The following is a 16,726-nucleotide window of genomic DNA, read 5'->3' as shown; positions in this document are numbered from 1 at the left end:
ACCGTCAATTGTAAATTGTCTGTTGGCTTTATTGGATCGCTCCATTACTTGTCAATTGTCAATTGTCGATTGTCAATTCAAAAAACAATGAGTTATTTATTCACCTCCGAATCGGTGTCTGAAGGGCACCCCGATAAAGTAGCCGATCAGATATCGGATGCTTTGCTGGATGAGTTCCTGGCTTATGACAAGAACTCTAAAGTTGCTTGCGAAACCCTTGTTACAACTGGACAGGTTGTCTTGGCTGGAGAAGTAAAATCAAGTGCTTACGTGGATGTACAGGATGTAGCCCGTAACGTGATCGAAAAAATTGGTTATACGAAAAGCGAATACCAGTTTGAAGCGAAATCATGTGGCGTGTTCTCTTCTATCCATGAACAGAGTGGCGACATTAACCGTGGTGTCGAGCGCGAAGATCCTTATAATCAAGGAGCGGGCGACCAGGGTATGATGTTTGGTTATGCCACTAACGAAACAGAAAACTATATGCCTCTGGCATTGGATCTTTCACACAGCCTGTTGTGGGAGCTTGCCGAGATACGTAAGAATGAAAACGACCTGATGCCTTACCTCCGTCCGGATGCAAAGAGTCAGGTGACGATTGAATATGATGATAACGGAAAACCGCTACGCATCGATACGATTGTTGTTTCTACACAACATGATGAATTTATCACTGCAAAAGGTATCACACAGGAAGAAGCGGACTTGGCTATGCAGAAAAAGATCGCAGAAGATGTCAAGAGTATACTGATCCCGCGCGTAAAGGCTCAGTATCCGGCTCATGTTCAGGCTTTGTTCAATGATGATATTATCTATCATGTGAATCCGACTGGAAAGTTCGTGATCGGTGGTCCTCATGGAGATACCGGTTTGACAGGTCGTAAGATTATTGTTGATACATACGGTGGCAAGGGAGCTCATGGTGGTGGAGCATTTTCTGGAAAAGACCCCTCGAAAGTAGACCGTTCTGCTGCTTATGCTGCTCGTCATATTGCAAAGAATTTGGTTGCCGCTGGCGTGGCTGATGAAATGCTAGTACAGGTTTCGTATGCGATCGGTGTGGCTAAGCCAATGAATATCTTCGTGAATACATTCGGCCGTGCTAACGTGAAAATGACAGACGGAGAGATTGCAGAAAAGATCTGGAATCTGTTTGACATGCGCCCGAAAGCAATCGAGGAACGTTTGAAATTGCGTAACCCGATCTATCTGGAAACTGCATCTTACGGTCATATGGGACGTAAACCGCAGGTTGTGACAAAAACATTTACTTCTCGTTATAATCCGGAACCGACCATTTGCGAAGTGGAACTATTTACCTGGGAAAAACTGGATTATGTCGATAAAGTAAAAGAAGCGTTCGGCCTTTAATGTAAATATAATCTTTGTACGAGCATATATTAGCTCCTATCCGAAAAAATCGGCTCTTGTTCTGTTTTTTTTCGGATAAGAGCTATTTTTATTTTAAATTGCATATATTTGACGCATGTAATTATCTAAATCTAAAATTTATGCGTAAAACGATTCAGTTTCTTCAGTTAGCCTTTATTCTCCTTTTGGCAACTGCATGTGCAGAGACTTCCCCGTTTAAATACGAGTCGGTCCCGAACGATCCTCTGAAAGCCCGTATCTATACTTTGGATAACGGCCTGAAAGTGTATATGACTGTGAATAAAGAGACCCCACGTATTCAAACGTATATTGCCGTTCGCGTGGGAGGTAAAAACGATCCTGCCGAAACGACCGGTCTGGCACACTATTTTGAACACTTGATGTTTAAAGGAACTCAGCAGTTCGGCACGCAGAATTACGAACAGGAAAAACCGATGCTTGATCAGATCGAACAGCTTTTTGAGGTGTATCGTAAGACTACTGATGAGGCAGAGCGCCAGGCTATTTATCATCAGATCGACAGTGTTTCTTATGAGGCTTCGAAATTGGCAATTCCGAACGAATATGATAAACTGATGTCTGCTATTGGTGCAACTGGAACAAATGCGTATACCGGCTTTGACCAGACAGTCTACGTGGAAGATATTCCTTCCAACCAGATTGACAACTGGGCCAAGATACAGGCGGACCGTTTTGAAAACAATGTAATCCGTGGCTTTCATACGGAACTTGAGACTGTGTACGAAGAAAAGAACATGTCTCTTACCAGTGATGGTCGTAAAGTGTATGAAGCTGTTCTGACCGCTCTTTTCCCCGATCATCCATACGGAACGCAGACTGTTCTCGGAACACAGGAAAACCTGAAGAACCCGTCTATCACGAATATCAAAAACTACCATAAAACTTGGTATGTCCCTAATAATATGGCAATCTGTCTGTCCGGTGATTTTGATCCGGACCAGATGATCGAGACGATCAATAAATATTTTGGCCATTTGAAACCGAACCCCAATCTGCCGAAGTTGCCAGTAACGCATGAGTCTCCGATTAAAGCACCGGTTATAAAAGAAGTGTTGGGTGTCGATGCTGAAAATGTGACTTTGGGTTGGCGTTTCCCGGGAGCAGCTTCTCCTGATCAGGATTTGCTGAATCTGACAGGCGAAATTATTAATAATGGTAAAGCAGGTTTGTTGGATATCGATTTGGTTCAGCAACAGAAAGTACTAAGTTGTTATGCCGGAACATACGGAATGTCCGATTATAATGCATTTGTTATTAGTGGTCGTCCGAAACAGGGACAGACTTTGGATGAAGTAAAAGACCTATTCCTGGCTGAAATTGATAAGCTAAAGAAAGGTGAGTTTGACGAAGGCTTGCTGGAAGCTGCTATCAATAACTATAAACTGATGCAAATGTACCGGATGGATCGTAACGACGGTCGTGCCGATATGTTTGTCTCTTCTTTCATCGACGGTGTCGATTGGAAAGATGAAGTCGCTTCGTTAGATCGCATGAGCAAAGTGACAAAGCAACAGATCGTCGATTTTGCCAACAAATATTTCGGTGACAACTATGCGCTCATCTATAAAAGACAAGGTAAAGACCCGAACGAAAAGAAGATCGACAAACCTAAAATCACTCCGATCGTGATGAATCGCGATAGTTCAAGTCTGTTCTTGAAAGAAATACAGGCTTCAAAAGTGGCTCCGATCGAACCGGTATTCTTGGATTATAGTAAGGATTTGCAAAAACTGACCGCCCAATCCAATATTCCGGTATTGTATAAGGAGAATACTTCCAATGATCTCTTCTCTCTGATGTATGTATTCGATATGGGTACGAATAACGATAAGGCAATGGGCACCGCTTTCGAATATATGAAGTATTTGGGCACATCTAAAATGAGTCTGAAGGAAATCAATGAAGAATTTTACAAACTGGCTTGTTATTTCAATGTATTCCCTGGTTCAGACCGCACATATGTGATGCTGGAAGGTTTGAAAGAGAACATGCCGAAGGCAATGGCTCTGTTTGAAGAGATCTTGGCCGATGCACAGGTTAATAAGGAGGCTTATGGAAACCTTGCAGGTGATATCTTGAAAAAACGGACTGATGCTAAATTGAACCAGGGACAGAATTTCAACAAACTGATCCAGTATGCTATCTGGGGGCCGAAGTCTCCTGCTACAAATGTACTGACAACTGCCGAGTTGCAGCAGATGGACCCGCAGGAACTGGTCGATCGCATTCATAAGATCAACTCATTCGATCATAAGATTTTGTATTATGGTCCGGAAAAACCACAGGCCGTTCTGGACATCATCAAACAATATCATAATGTCCCTGAACAGTTGCAACCGGTTCCGGCAGCAATTGAGTTTAGCCAGCAGGAAACTCCTGAAAATAGAGTTCTGCTTGCACAGTATGATGCTAAACAGATTTATTTCTCTGCTGTCTCTAACCGAGGTGAAAAGTTCGATCCGGCTATCCAACCTACATTGAATATGTATAACGAATACTTCGGTGGCGGCATGAACGCGATCGTATTTCAGGAAATGCGTGAATCGCGTGGGCTGGCTTATTCTGCAGGAGCTTTCCTTATTACTCCGTCCAAACTGAAATATCCGTATGTCTACCGTACGTTCATTGCGACTCAGAATGATAAGATGATTGATGCGATGAAAGCTTTCGATGAAATTATCAATAATATGCCGGAATCAGAAAAAGCGTTCAACTTGGCTAAAGATGCTCTCATTACCCGTTTGCGTACGGAGCGTATTACCAAATCGGATGTTCTTTGGTCTTATCTGAATGCCCAGGATTTAGGTCTGAACACGGATAGCCGTAAAGAACTGTTCGAGAAGGCGCAGACAATGACATTGCCTGAAATCAAGGCATTCCAGGAAAAATGGGTGAAAGGGCGTACCTATATCTATTGTGTATTAGGCGATGAAAAGGATCTCGATCTGAAAGGTTTGTCACAATATGGTCCGATCCAGAAACTGACACAGGAAGAATTGTTCGGATATTAATCCGATGCCTATCTCTTTCCGATCCGATGCCCATCGTTTTTTCATCCGATGGGCATCGGATTATTTTTTTACTTTGCTTTCAGTTCTTCTTCTTTTAACTCTTCTTCCTCGACCTCTTTTACCTTACGGAACAGGTCAGAAGCGAAGATAAAATCGTTCAATGCTTTGTTCTTGGAAGTAATAACCTCTTTGCTGTTCCCCTGCCATTCTTTTACGCCTTCTTTGATGAAGATAATGTTTTCACCGATATTCATGACGGAGTTCATGTCATGTGTGTTGATGATAGTCGTCATTTTGTATTCGGCGGTGATATCGTGGATCAGGTCGTCGATAATCAACGAAGTCTTGGGGTCCAGGCCGGAGTTCGGTTCGTCACAGAACAGATATTTCGGGTTCAGGGCGATGGCGCGGGCAATAGCGGCACGTTTCATCATACCGCCGCTGATCTCAGAAGGATAGAGGTGACCGGCTTCCGACAGGTTCACACGGTCCAGACAGAACTGGGCACGCTTCAAACGATCTTTGTAAGTGTCGTTTGAGAACATATCCAGCGGGAACATGACATTTTCCAACACCGTCATGCTGTCGAATAAGGCCGATCCTTGGAACAGCATACCCATTTCACGGCGCAACATGTTCAATTCGTGCTTATCCATCGATGTCAAGTCACGGCCGTCATATAAAATCTCTCCCGAATCCGGACGCATCAGCCCGATAATATTTTTGATAAGAACCGTTTTCCCGGAGCCGCTTCGCCCGATAATCAGGTTTGTTTTTCCCGTTTCGAATACAGCACTGATGTCATTCAGGACAACTCGTCCTTCAAAGGACTTGGTGATATGTTTTACTTCTACCATTTTTTATGTCAGCATTAAGTTGGTTAAGATCACGTCGGCCAGCAGAATCATGATACTGCTCATAACGACCGCGTTCGTACTGGCTTTACCTACTTCCAGTGCACCGCCTTTTACATTGTAACCGAAGTAGGCGGCTATGGATGAAATAATAAATGCATACACAACGGATTTAATGATGGAGTACCAGATGTAGAACTCATTGAAATAGAACTGTAAACCATATTCGAAAGAAGCGGGTGTCATACCTGTTCCTGTGGAATGGCTGGCTGCGATACCTCCCAAAATACCGGTGAACATACTGAAGATAACTAATACCGGAATGAAAGTCATCATACCGACCATCTTTGGCAGGATCAGGAAGTTGGCGGAGTTAACTCCCATGATCTCCATTGCGTCGATCTGCTCCGTCACACGCATGGTCCCGATTTCGGAAGCAATGTTGCTACCGACTTTACCCGCCAGAATCAACGACATGATGGAAGAAGAAAATTCCAGCAGGATAATTTCACGCGTTGTATATCCTATCGTAAATTTAGGAATGAGCGGCGAACTGATATTCAGTGAAATCTGGATGGCAATAACCGTACCGATAAAAATGGAAATGATGACAACGATCCAAAGGGAATCGACTCCTAATTTATATATTTCCTTTATCAACTGCTTAAAGAACATGCTCCACCGGTTGGGTACGGAGATGCATTTCCCCATCAACATGACATATTCACCTACTTGATGTAATGCTTTATTCATTATTTTATGTTTCTATTCAATTACAGTCTGCAAATATAACGCAATTCTGGGAACAACTGTTCATTTCAGGCTTGATACTTCTGGTTTGTATTTAATCTAAACTGGGCTGTAAGTCAATAAAAGCGTAGTGAACGATTTGTATAGAAGGAATTAATTCCGTTTCTTTGTGGCAAAGATTTTGGATATGGCAGACGAACAACAAATGGTGCTCCGTACGGAGGACCTCGTTAAAAAATATAAGACACGTACCGTTGTAAATCATGTTTCGATCAATGTGAAGCAGGGAGAGATCGTGGGATTGCTTGGCCCTAATGGAGCTGGGAAAACGACTACTTTCTATATGACGGTAGGGTTGGTGACTCCCAATGAAGGAAAGATATTCTTGAACGATATGGAGATCACGAAGTTTCCGGTGTATAAACGCGCTCGTAATGGTATTGGCTACTTAGCTCAGGAGGCGTCTATTTTCCGTAAAATGACGGTGGAGGATAACATTCGTTCCGTATTGGAAATGACAGAGACAACATCCGAATACCAGAAAGAAAAATTGGAGAGTCTGATTGCCGAATTTGGTCTGAATAAAGTGCGGAAGAATTTGGGCGACCAGTTGTCCGGAGGTGAACGCCGGCGTGCGGAGATCGCTCGCTGTCTGGCTATCGATCCGAAATTTATCATGCTTGACGAACCGTTTGCCGGGGTAGACCCGATTGCCGTACAAGATATCCAGAGTATTGTCGCAAAGCTGAAACATAAGAATATCGGGATTCTGATCACAGATCATAACGTATACGAGACTTTGAGTATCTGTGACCGTGCCTATCTGCTGTTCGAAGGGAAAGTGCTTTTTCAGGGAACTGCCGAGCAGTTGGCCGAAAATGAAATTGTGCGTGAAAAATATCTGGGTAAGGATTTTGTTCTCCGCAAAAAAGACTTTTAAGAATTAAGATTAGACGATCTGATAATTTTCAATTTCCGACAGCAACGGACAAAGAAAAATAACGCAACGATCGCCACGATTGTGTAGGGCAACAAATTCTGTGTGGAAATATCTCCGGTAATGAATTCGTTGTCTTTTAATTTGGCATCCGACATGCTGATGACAGCAATTGCATTATTAACGAAGTGGGCAAATACCGGTATCCAGATGTTCCGGGTCCAATAAAGTAAATATCCGAAATAAGCTCCTAACAGCATACGTGGAAGGAAGCCGAAAAACTGCATGTGGAAGGTACTGAAAATGATGGCTGCACTCCAGATGATGATATGATGATTGTACGTCCATTTCCCGATTATCCGTTGCAAAGCGCCCCTGAAAAGGAATTCTTCCGTAATGCCGGCAGCTACCGCGATAACGATCAGGTTAAAAAACAAAGTTATGATCCCTCTTCCGGCCAGCAATTTCAGAGTCAGTTGTTCGGCCGTTTCCTCTTGCAACCGCATCCAGTTTTCTATGGGTTCCATAAAAGATGGCAGTTCCATCTGCTTATTCAGTATTCCGGTCAGGCTGATGGAAGGAGTGATCAAAAATATGCTGAGAAATGTGAGAAGCAATATGTGTCCTTTAGGCATTTTCCCGATCGACAGATATTCTTTCGGATTGTAGCTGCACAGCCACGCAAGTGCCAATGCAGGAAAGAGGAATGTGCCGAGGGCTGAAATAAGTTGCAACAGGCGCATCATGTCCGAATACTGCGTAATATCGGCGTGCAGACCATAGATCATATAGAAGAATCCCATTGCAATCAGCGATGAGAAAACTGCGCCTGCCAGAATCAGGAGAAGCAGGACGGTCAATTGGAAGATGGCCGGTTTTCCGGCATATATACCTTTTAAGAACATATTTTTGAGCATAAAAAAACTTCTGCTCAAAGTTAAGCAGAAGTTTCTTATTTTTTCCCGGAAAAGTAATTATTTAGGACGAGCCTCTTTTATTACTATCTGGCGGCCTTCATATTCTGCTTCGTTCAACTCGGCGATTGCTTTTTTCGCAGCTTCATCGTCCGGCATTTCAACGAAACCAAAACCTTTTGATTTGCCTGTTTCACGGTCTTTGATGATCTTTACGGATTCAACCGTACCGTATTCTTCCATTACTTGTTTCAAATCATCTTCCCGAACACGATAGTTCAGGTTTCCAACATAGATGTTCATAAAAATAGAAATTAAAAAATAAAATTGTTACTTCAATGAAAGTAGTAAACCGGAATTTCGTAACAGTGAGAGATATTCGACAAGTAACGAGTAAATGAAGAAATAAAAAACAATGTTAGGTCCGTTCAAGGTTAATGCCCTTTCACATCGCAAAGGAATACATTTATTTTAGATAAACAACAATTTATCCTGAAAAAAATAATATTGCTCCTAAATTCATCTCGGTTATAACAATTTAAGCAAACAATTTGCGAGATTAAAAGATTAAGTCTAATTTTGCACCCTAAAATTCGAACAAGACTATTAATTAAATAAATCATTCAGAATGAACGTTTCGCTTAAAAACATTGATGCTACAAAAGGCATTGTGAAATTGGAAATAGTGAAAGCTGACTATGCAGACAAGGTTGAAAAGAGCCTTCGCAGCTTCCGTCAGAAAGCAGAGATGCCGGGTTTCCGTAAAGGGATGGTCCCAATGGGTATGGTAAAGAAAATGTATGGCAAGCATGTGTTGGTCGAAGAAATCAACAAATTGGTTTCTGAAAACCTGTACAACTATATCCGTGAAAACAAACTGAACATTTTGGGCGAACCGCTGCCTAACGAAACTGAACAGAAAGAAATCAACTTCGATACTCAGGAAGACTTCGAATTTTGTTTTGATGTAGCGCTGGCTCCGGAAATCAAGATCGAATTGTCCAAAAATGACAAGGTTCCTTATTACCAGGTGAATATCGACGACGAAATGATCGGCAAACAAGTCGAGGCTTACCAGGCTAATTTCGGAACGTACGACCAGGTTGAGGATGTAGAAGAAAAAGACTTGGTGAAAGGTACGGTAGCCGAACTGGAAAACGGTTCTCCGAAAGAAGGCGGTATCGTTGTTGAAGAGGCTGTTTTGATGCCGATGTACATAAAGGATGAAGCTGAAAAAGCTAAATTCATCGGTGCAAAGAAGAACTCTGTGATCGTATTCAATCCGAATAAGGCCTACGAAGGTGCAGAAGCAGAAATCGCTTCTTTCTTGAAAGTGAATAAGGAAGCCGTCAGTGGTATCACAGGCGATTTTAGCTTTGAAATCACGGAGGTGACTCGTCATAAGAATGCAGAGCTGAACCAGGAATTGTTCGACAAAGTCTTCGGTGAAGGCGTTGTTACCAGCGAAGAAGAATTCAAGAACAAGATCCGCGAAGCTTTGGCTGAGCAGTTCACTCCGCAGAGCGACTTCAAGTTCTTGGTCGATGCCCGTGACCTGCTGGTTCAGAAGGCCGGTGAACTTTCGTTTGCCGAAGACCTGTTAAAGCGTTGGTTGCTGGTTGCCAATGAAAAGAATACGAAAGAAAAGATCGACGAAGAATATCCTCGGATCATAGAAGACTTGAAATATCAGCTGATCAAAGAAAATCTGGTGAAGGAAAACGGATTGAAAGTTGAAGATGCTGATATCGAAGGCTTCGCTAAACGTGTAGCTAAAGCCCAGTTTGCCCAGTATGGAATGCTTTCCGTACCGGAAGACGTATTGGCTAACTATGCTAAAGACATTTTGAAAAACAAGCAGACGCTGCAGAATATCATTGACCGTGCAGTTGAAGAAAAACTGGCAGGCTGGTTGAAAGAACAAGTCGAACTGGATACCAAGGAGGTGACAGCCGACGAATTCAACAAACTTTTTGAAGAATAAGACTACCTGAAAAAGCGGCAGCAGCAGCTTTTTTATCTAAAAAGGGCTTTCTCTCGAAAAAATATCTTACCGGACAGCAAATAAGTTGTTTCTTTCAGAAATTTATTTATAACTTTGTTATTCCGATAAGTAAGAGAGGAATCCCTTTTTTTATGACTTTTCGGTAACACAATAAGACTATAGATTATGGAAGATTTCAGAAAGTATGCAACGAAGCATTTAGGGATGAACAGTAATGCGCTGGACAGTTATATGAATATAACCAGCAGTTACATATCTCCGACGATTATCGAAGAGCGTCAATTGAACGTTGCTCAGATGGACGTTTTTTCACGGTTGATGATGGACCGTATCATTTTTTTAGGTACACAGGTTGACGATTATACGGCAAATGTAATCCAGGCACAGTTGTTGTATCTGGATTCAAGCGATCCGGGCAAGGATATTTCAATTTATATCAATTCTCCGGGTGGCTCTGTTTATGCAGGATATGGTATTTATGACACGATGCAGTTTATCAGTAGTGACGTGTCGACTATCTGTACGGGTATGGCAGCTTCTTTTGCTGCGGTATTGCTGGTCGCCGGAACGAAAGGCAAGCGTATGGCCTTGCCTCATTCCCGCGTGATGATTCACCAGCCGTTAGGCGGTGCGCAGGGACAGGCTTCGGATATTGAGATCACGGCTCGTGAAATCCTGAAAGTAAAGAAGGAACTCTACACAATCATATCAACTCATTCAGGTCAACCTTATGAAAAGGTTGAACACGATAGTGACCGTGACTATTGGATGACGGCAGAGGAAGCTTTGGCTTACGGTATGATCGACAAGGTTCTGGTTCGTAATAAATAATATTAATGTAAGGGGCTGCGTTAAAAGTCCCTTGTCCCTTGTATCGAATGCGGGAACAGGAGCTTTTAACGTACTCTCTTTAAAAAACAAATACGGAATGGCCAAAACAGGCGATAGCTGTACGTTTTGCGGACGCGGTAGCCGGGACGTTAATATGTTGATTAACGGGATTTCCGGTGCTATTTGCGATGAATGTGCACAGCAAGCGTACGAAATAGTAAAAGAACAAATGCCTGGCAAGGGGAGTTCTTTTGGATTAAACCAGAAAGATCTGCCTAAGCCTGAGGATATTAAGACTTTTCTGGACCAATATGTGATAGGTCAGGACGACGCTAAACGTTATCTGTCGGTTGCTGTGTATAACCATTACAAACGTTTGATCCAGAAAGTAACATCGGATGATGTTGAGATCGAGAAATCGAATATTATTATGGTGGGTGCTACGGGGACAGGTAAAACGCTACTTGCCCGTACGATCGCCAAATTGCTCCATGTCCCGTTTGCCATTGTAGATGCGACGGTCTTGACAGAAGCCGGTTATGTAGGGGAGGATATAGAAAGCATTTTGACCCGTCTGTTGCAGGCTGCCGATTATGATGTCGAAGCGGCACAGCGTGGTATCGTATTTATCGATGAAATAGATAAGATCGCCCGTAAGAGCGATAATCCTTCCATTACCCGTGATGTAAGCGGTGAAGGTGTGCAGCAGGGCTTGCTGAAGCTCTTGGAAGGTTCCATCGTGAACGTACCCCCGCAGGGTGGGCGCAAGCATCCGGAGCAGAAAATGATTGCCGTGGATACGAAAAATATCCTGTTTGTATGTGGTGGCGCTTTCGACGGAATAGAGAAGAAAATCGCCCAGCGTTTGAATACACGTGTAGTAGGATACGCCGCAAACGAAAACACGGCGCAGGTGGATCGCAACAATCTGCTGAAATACATTACACCAACCGACTTGAAATCGTTTGGCCTGATTCCGGAAATCATCGGACGTCTGCCTATCTTGACCTATTTGAACCCGTTGGATAGGAGTACGCTTCGTAATATCTTGACGGAACCGAAGAACTCGATCATCAAGCAATATATCAAATTGTTTGCGATGGATGATATTGAACTGACATTTGACGAAGACGTGTTCGAATTTATAGTCGATAAGGCACTTGAGTTTAAGTTGGGAGCACGTGGCTTACGTTCCATTGTGGAGGCTGTGATGATGGATGCCATGTACAGTATGCCGTCTGCAAATGAAAAGACACTCCATGTCACGTTGGAGTATGCGAAGGAAAAGTTTGAAAAATCGGACGTAAACCGTCTGCAGATGACCTGACGGCGGTTTTTAAAATATGAATAGTATGGCGAAGAAGGATAATTTGACAGAAGAGCTCAAAAAACATTTTGGTTTTGATACCTTTAAAGGAAATCAGAGAGCAATCATCGAAAATGTACTGGCAGGAAATGATACATTTGTGTTGATGCCGACCGGAGGAGGAAAATCTTTGTGTTATCAACTGCCTTCTCTTATGATGCAGGGGACGGCCATAGTGATTTCTCCTTTGATAGCCCTGATGAAGAACCAAGTGGATGCCATGCGTAATTTCAGCGAAGAGGACGGGGTTGCCCATTTCATAAACTCTTCCTTGAATAAATCGGCTATCGACCAGGTAAAAGACGATATCCGTAATGGCCGGACGAAATTGCTCTACGTGGCTCCTGAGTCATTGACCAAAGATGAAAATGTGGAGTTTCTGCGCCAAGTCAATATTTCGTTTTATGCAGTGGACGAAGCACATTGTATTTCTGAATGGGGGCATGATTTCCGTCCGGAATATCGTCGTATCCGTCCGATCATAAACGAAATCGGCAAGCGTCCGTTGATTGCTTTGACGGCGACAGCCACTCCGAAAGTGCAGCACGATATTCAGAAAAACTTGGGAATGATTGACGCTTCTGTCTTTAAATCCTCCTTCAACCGTTCTAATTTGTATTATGAGATTCGTCCGAAAACGGCGAATATCGACCGCGAGATCATCAAATATATTAAGTCCAACGAGGGAAAATCCGGTATTATCTATTGTTTGAGCCGTAAGAAGGTGGAAGAATTTGCCGATATTCTGAAAGCAAACGGTATCAAGGCGCTCCCTTATCATGCCGGTATGGATTCGCAGCAGCGTTCGAGCAATCAGGATGCGTTCCTAATGGAAAAAGCAGACGTGATCGTTGCGACCATTGCTTTCGGTATGGGGATCGACAAACCCGACGTACGGTATGTCATCCATTATGATATTCCCAAAAGCCTCGAAGGATATTACCAGGAAACCGGACGAGCCGGCCGTGATGGCGGTGAAGGCCAGTGCATCGCTTTTTATGCCTATAAAGACTTGCAGAAATTGGAAAAATTCATGCAGGGAAAACCTGTGGCGGAACAGGAGATCGGTAAGCAGTTGCTTCTGGAGACTGCTGCTTATGCCGAAACTTCCGTATGTCGACGGAAAGTCTTGTTGCACTATTTCGGTGAAGAATACCTGGAAGAAAATTGTGGAAATTGTGATAATTGTTTGAACCCAAAAAAGAAAGTGGAAGCAAAGGAATTATTAAGCGCCGTACTCGAAGTGGTTGGTACGTTAAAGGAAAAATTCAAGGCAGAATATATTGTCAACATGTTGGTCGGCAACGAGACCTCCGAAATACAATCTTACAAGCACAATGAACTGGAGATTTTCGGTTCCGGTTCGGATGAGGAAGAGAAGACATGGAATGCCGTTATCCGTCAAGCATTGATTGCCGGATATTTGGCCAAGGACATCGAGAACTACGGTCTGTTGAAGATTACAGAAAAAGGAAAAGAGTTTATAAAGAAACCTGTCTCTTTCAAGATTACAGAAGACAACGAATTCGATGAAGAGGAAGAAGAAGTTCCCGTACGCGGTGGAGCCGCTTGTGCGGTCGATCCTGCCCTTTTCTCGATGATGAAGGATTTACGCAAGAAGTTGTCCAAGCGTCTGGAAGTGCCTCCTTTCGTTATTTTCCAGGATCCGTCTCTGGAAGCGATGGCCACTACTTATCCGGTAACGTTGGAAGAATTGCAGAATATTCCGGGTGTCGGAGCCGGTAAGGCAAAAAGATATGGTAAGGAGTTCATTGAGCTGATTAAGCGTCATGTGGAAGAAAACGAGATCGAACGTCCCGAAGATCTTCGGGTTCGTACGGTTGCCAATAAATCCAAATTGAAGGTTTCGATCATCCAGCGTATCGACCGTAAGGTGGCGTTAGACGAAATAGCCATGACGAACGGATTGGAATTTAACGAACTACTCGACGAAATAGAAGCGATCGTTTATTCTGGAACCCGTATCAATATCGACTACTTCTTGAACGATGTGATGGACGAAGATCATATCGATGATATTTATGAATACTTCAAGGATTCGGAAACAGACGATCTGGAAGATGCAATCGAAGAATTAGGTGGTGATTATACGGAAGAAGAGATTCGCCTCGTCCGCATTAAGTTCCTGTCGGAAATGGCAAATTAAATAATTGACAATTGGCAATTGGCAATTGACAATGGGCGACAAAAATGTCCATTGTTAATTGTCAATTGTTTTGTAGGTTTGTGTGCAATAATTTTTAAGGCATAAGTTCTATGTCATTTATTGCAGACAGAGTGGTCATGGACGGATTGACGTTTGATGACATATTATTGATTCCTGCCACTTTCAGGGCAACCGCATCAAAATTTTCCAAGGTTGTGATTTGCATACGAAGTTTTCAGCAAATCCTCTATCACTCTATCACTGCGAAGGTTGTAGTTATTAATATTCAAGCGTCAGAGGCAGTGATACAGGGTGTTTTTCTTTATCACTCCTCTATCACTTCTGATACAGGGTGTTTTTATCATGTAATTGAAAACCAGTGTATTGCCTTCTTTTGCTTTTGAAAAAGCATATAAAATAATCGAATAAACAAATGTAAAAACGAATATAACAGGTATTAAATTGGCGAAATACGGTTCTTCATTCCACAAAAAAACTCTCTTTTTTTAGCAGAAGCAAGCAGATAATTCCGTAAACACCCCCATGTTACCATCCTTAACATCCGGGTGTAGAGAGCTGGTACATTCGGGTGTAAGAGGGAGCAACATGGGGGTGTCCGGCAACTAAAGTACCGTGCCGGACAATGAAAACCTCCCGGTTTTACCTATTTTGTAGCCGTTTTTTGCAGAAAATAATCGAGTGATTTGCAGAGGTGGGAATAGCTGTTTCATGAAAAGGCGCCTGTCTTTTGAAAGTGAATGTCGGTTTTTATATTTATAAAAAACACTAATTTAATGGGGTAATGTACTTTTTAAGCTGCATCTCCGTTAGATTAGTGTTATTTTTGTAAACGATATCGTGATATGGTAAAAGAAGGATTAATGAAGAAGTTGCTTGTATTATCTTTGGTATTCGCTTGTATGACAGGAAATGCACAAGTTTCGGTCGATTCGGTAGTGATGACGGTAGCCGGAAAGCAGATCCCGTTGGATGAATTTATTTTTATTGCACAAAAGAATAGCGAAGTTAATTTGTCTGACCGTAAATCCGTGAATGCATACGTGGAGTTGTTTAAGAACTTCAAACTGAAAGTGGCGGAAGCGGAAGATTTGGGACTGGACAAGACGAAAGCGTTCAAAGATGAATTGGATAGCTATCGGGCTCAATTGACTTCAAGTTATCTGTCGGATAAGGATGGAGAGGAAGCTGCTGTACGTGCCGTATATGACCGGTATGGAGAAGTGCTGGAATTGAGTCATATTCTGTTCCGCTTGCCGCAACGTACATTATCGAAAGATACGGTTCCGGTATATCAGAAAGCGATCGAGGCCTATGAGCGTATTCAAGCGGGAGAGGATTTTGCCGCTGTCGGCAAAGAACTGAAAGATGCCGATAAGGAAAATGTCGGCTATGAATATGTACACTGTTTGCTGCCGATGCAGACGGTTAAAGCCTTTGAAAATGTCGCTTATTCGTTGCCCGTCGGTTCCGTCTCTCTGCCGGTTCGGACGACTATGGGCTTCCATATCATAAAAATACACAGTCGCAGGCGAAATCCGGGGCTGGTACGTGTAGCGCATGTCCTGATCCCGTTTGAGAAAGATTCGGTGAAGTTTGGAGAGGCTGAAACATTGGCTCGTGCGGAAGAAGTTTATCGGAAAGCGAAGGATGGAGCTGACTTTGCCATGTTGGCAAAAGAATACTCGTCTGATGCCGGTTCTGCCAAGCGGGGAGGGGAGTTGCCAGCTTTTGGTGTCGGCGAGATGGTGGAGCCGTTCGAAGTGGCTGCTTTCGCTTTGAACACTCCGGGGGAATTGTCCCGACCGGTGAAAACTCGTTTTGGTTATCACATTATAAAGTTGATCGAGAAGAAAGGTATTCCTTCTTTCGATGATAAGAAGAAGGCCTGGTCTCGCCAGATGGCGCAGGGAGAACGGAATTTCGAATATTACGGTGCGTTTGATGAACGAATGAAAAAAGAGTATGGATATTGCTTCTATCCCGAGGCTTATGCCGAACTACAAGCTTTGTGCAACGACTATTTTCCGTCCGATCCTGCTTTCTACGAGAAGGCGAAAGACATGAACAAGACTTTGTTTCATCTGAATGGCACGGATTTTCCCCAGAGTGAGTTCGCTTATTATATCCAGCGCTGTCCGTTCTCTACGAAATCGTATGCGGGAGATTTCATGCAGGAGGTTTACGATCTTTTTATCCGAGATATCGTAACTACTGCCGAACGTAAGAATCTGACTACGAAACATCCTGAGTTCGATCTTCTTATGAAAGAGTATCGGGATGGCATCTTGCTGTTCGACATCAGCAATAAGGAAGTTTGGAACAAGCCGATGGACCAGCAAGCCAAGGCGGAAGCCGAGTGGATCGAACAGCTGAACCGGAAATACCCGGTGACGATAAACTGGAAGCTGGTGAAGAAAGTGAGTAAAATGACAAAGAAATAATAAAGAGAAAGTT

The 16,726-nt window shown here is 43.1% G+C and carries 12 protein-coding genes and 1 pseudogene; 9 read left to right on the top strand and 4 right to left on the bottom strand.

Going from position 1 to position 16,726, the window contains the following annotated elements; all coding sequences use genetic code 11:
• Positions 1-87: 87 nt before the first annotated feature.
• Entirely contained in the window at positions 88-1,374 is a 1,287-nt protein-coding gene (gene metK / locus NQ542_RS11500; protein WP_005634681.1) for a methionine adenosyltransferase, read from the top strand.
• Between the two features lie 140 nt (positions 1,375-1,514).
• On the top strand, positions 1,515-4,427 hold the full coding sequence (locus tag NQ542_RS11495; RefSeq protein ID WP_005634682.1) for a M16 family metallopeptidase: 2,913 nt from the start codon (positions 1,515-1,517) through the stop codon (positions 4,425-4,427).
• Positions 4,428-4,495: 68 nt separating this feature from the next.
• Here the strand turns inward: NQ542_RS11495 and NQ542_RS11490 are convergent, their stop codons facing one another.
• Both NQ542_RS11490 and NQ542_RS11485 read right to left on the bottom strand, forming a co-directional pair.
• Positions 4,496-5,284, bottom strand: coding sequence for an ABC transporter ATP-binding protein (locus NQ542_RS11490; RefSeq protein WP_005634683.1), 789 nt, complete (start codon positions 5,282-5,284; stop codon positions 4,496-4,498).
• Positions 5,285-5,287: 3 nt separating this feature from the next.
• Positions 5,288-6,034 carry an MlaE family ABC transporter permease gene (locus NQ542_RS11485; protein WP_005634684.1) on the bottom strand — a complete coding sequence of 249 codons (747 nt, stop codon included), beginning with the start codon at positions 6,032-6,034 and terminating at the stop codon, positions 5,288-5,290.
• A 184-nt stretch (positions 6,035-6,218) separates the two neighbouring features.
• Between NQ542_RS11485 and lptB the strand changes: the two genes are divergently transcribed.
• On the top strand, positions 6,219-6,971 hold the full coding sequence (gene lptB, locus NQ542_RS11480) for an LPS export ABC transporter ATP-binding protein (protein ID WP_036724763.1): 753 nt from the start codon (positions 6,219-6,221) through the stop codon (positions 6,969-6,971).
• Here the strand turns inward: lptB and NQ542_RS11475 are convergent.
• Together NQ542_RS11475 and NQ542_RS11470 are read right to left on the bottom strand one after the other, a co-directional pair.
• Entirely contained in the window at positions 6,968-7,873 is a 906-nt protein-coding gene (locus NQ542_RS11475; RefSeq protein ID WP_039849740.1) for a CPBP family intramembrane glutamic endopeptidase, read from the bottom strand. The two genes, lptB and NQ542_RS11475, sit on opposite strands and share 4 nt — an antisense overlap.
• Before the next feature lie 69 nt (positions 7,874-7,942).
• Positions 7,943-8,185 carry an RNA recognition motif domain-containing protein gene (locus tag NQ542_RS11470; RefSeq protein WP_005634688.1) on the bottom strand — a complete coding sequence of 81 codons (243 nt, stop codon included), beginning with the start codon at positions 8,183-8,185 and terminating at the stop codon, positions 7,943-7,945.
• 325 nt (positions 8,186-8,510) lie between these two features.
• Between NQ542_RS11470 and tig the strand changes: the two genes are divergently transcribed.
• From tig to NQ542_RS17880, 6 genes and pseudogenes are all read left to right on the top strand, one after another.
• A complete protein-coding gene (tig, locus tag NQ542_RS11465; RefSeq protein WP_005634690.1) occupies positions 8,511-9,866 on the top strand; it encodes a trigger factor in 1,356 nt (451 codons plus the stop codon).
• 186 nt (positions 9,867-10,052) lie between these two features.
• Positions 10,053-10,718: an ATP-dependent Clp endopeptidase proteolytic subunit ClpP gene (clpP, locus tag NQ542_RS11460; protein ID WP_005634693.1), complete on the top strand. Its 666-nt coding sequence runs from the start codon at positions 10,053-10,055 to the stop codon at positions 10,716-10,718.
• 97 nt (positions 10,719-10,815) lie between these two features.
• Positions 10,816-12,045 carry an ATP-dependent Clp protease ATP-binding subunit ClpX gene (clpX, locus tag NQ542_RS11455; RefSeq protein ID WP_005645733.1) on the top strand — a complete coding sequence of 410 codons (1,230 nt, stop codon included), beginning with the start codon at positions 10,816-10,818 and terminating at the stop codon, positions 12,043-12,045.
• 25 nt (positions 12,046-12,070) lie between these two features.
• Positions 12,071-14,251, top strand: a complete 2,181-nt coding sequence (gene recQ, locus NQ542_RS11450; RefSeq protein WP_005651351.1) for a DNA helicase RecQ — start codon at positions 12,071-12,073, stop codon at positions 14,249-14,251.
• Between the two features lie 110 nt (positions 14,252-14,361).
• Positions 14,362-14,430: pseudogene (locus tag NQ542_RS17965) on the top strand (inosine-5-monophosphate dehydrogenase); the annotation flags it as partial.
• A gap of 684 nt (positions 14,431-15,114) precedes the next feature.
• On the top strand, positions 15,115-16,713 hold the full coding sequence (locus NQ542_RS17880; protein ID WP_005634707.1) for a peptidylprolyl isomerase: 1,599 nt from the start codon (positions 15,115-15,117) through the stop codon (positions 16,711-16,713).
• The last annotated feature ends 13 nt before the right edge of the window (positions 16,714-16,726 follow it).

Source organism: Parabacteroides merdae ATCC 43184 (genome assembly GCF_025151215.1).
Taxonomy (GTDB): domain Bacteria; phylum Bacteroidota; class Bacteroidia; order Bacteroidales; family Tannerellaceae; genus Parabacteroides; species Parabacteroides merdae.
The sequence above is the reverse complement of the archived record's forward strand: the minus strand, read 5'-3'. Positions and strand labels throughout refer to the sequence as shown.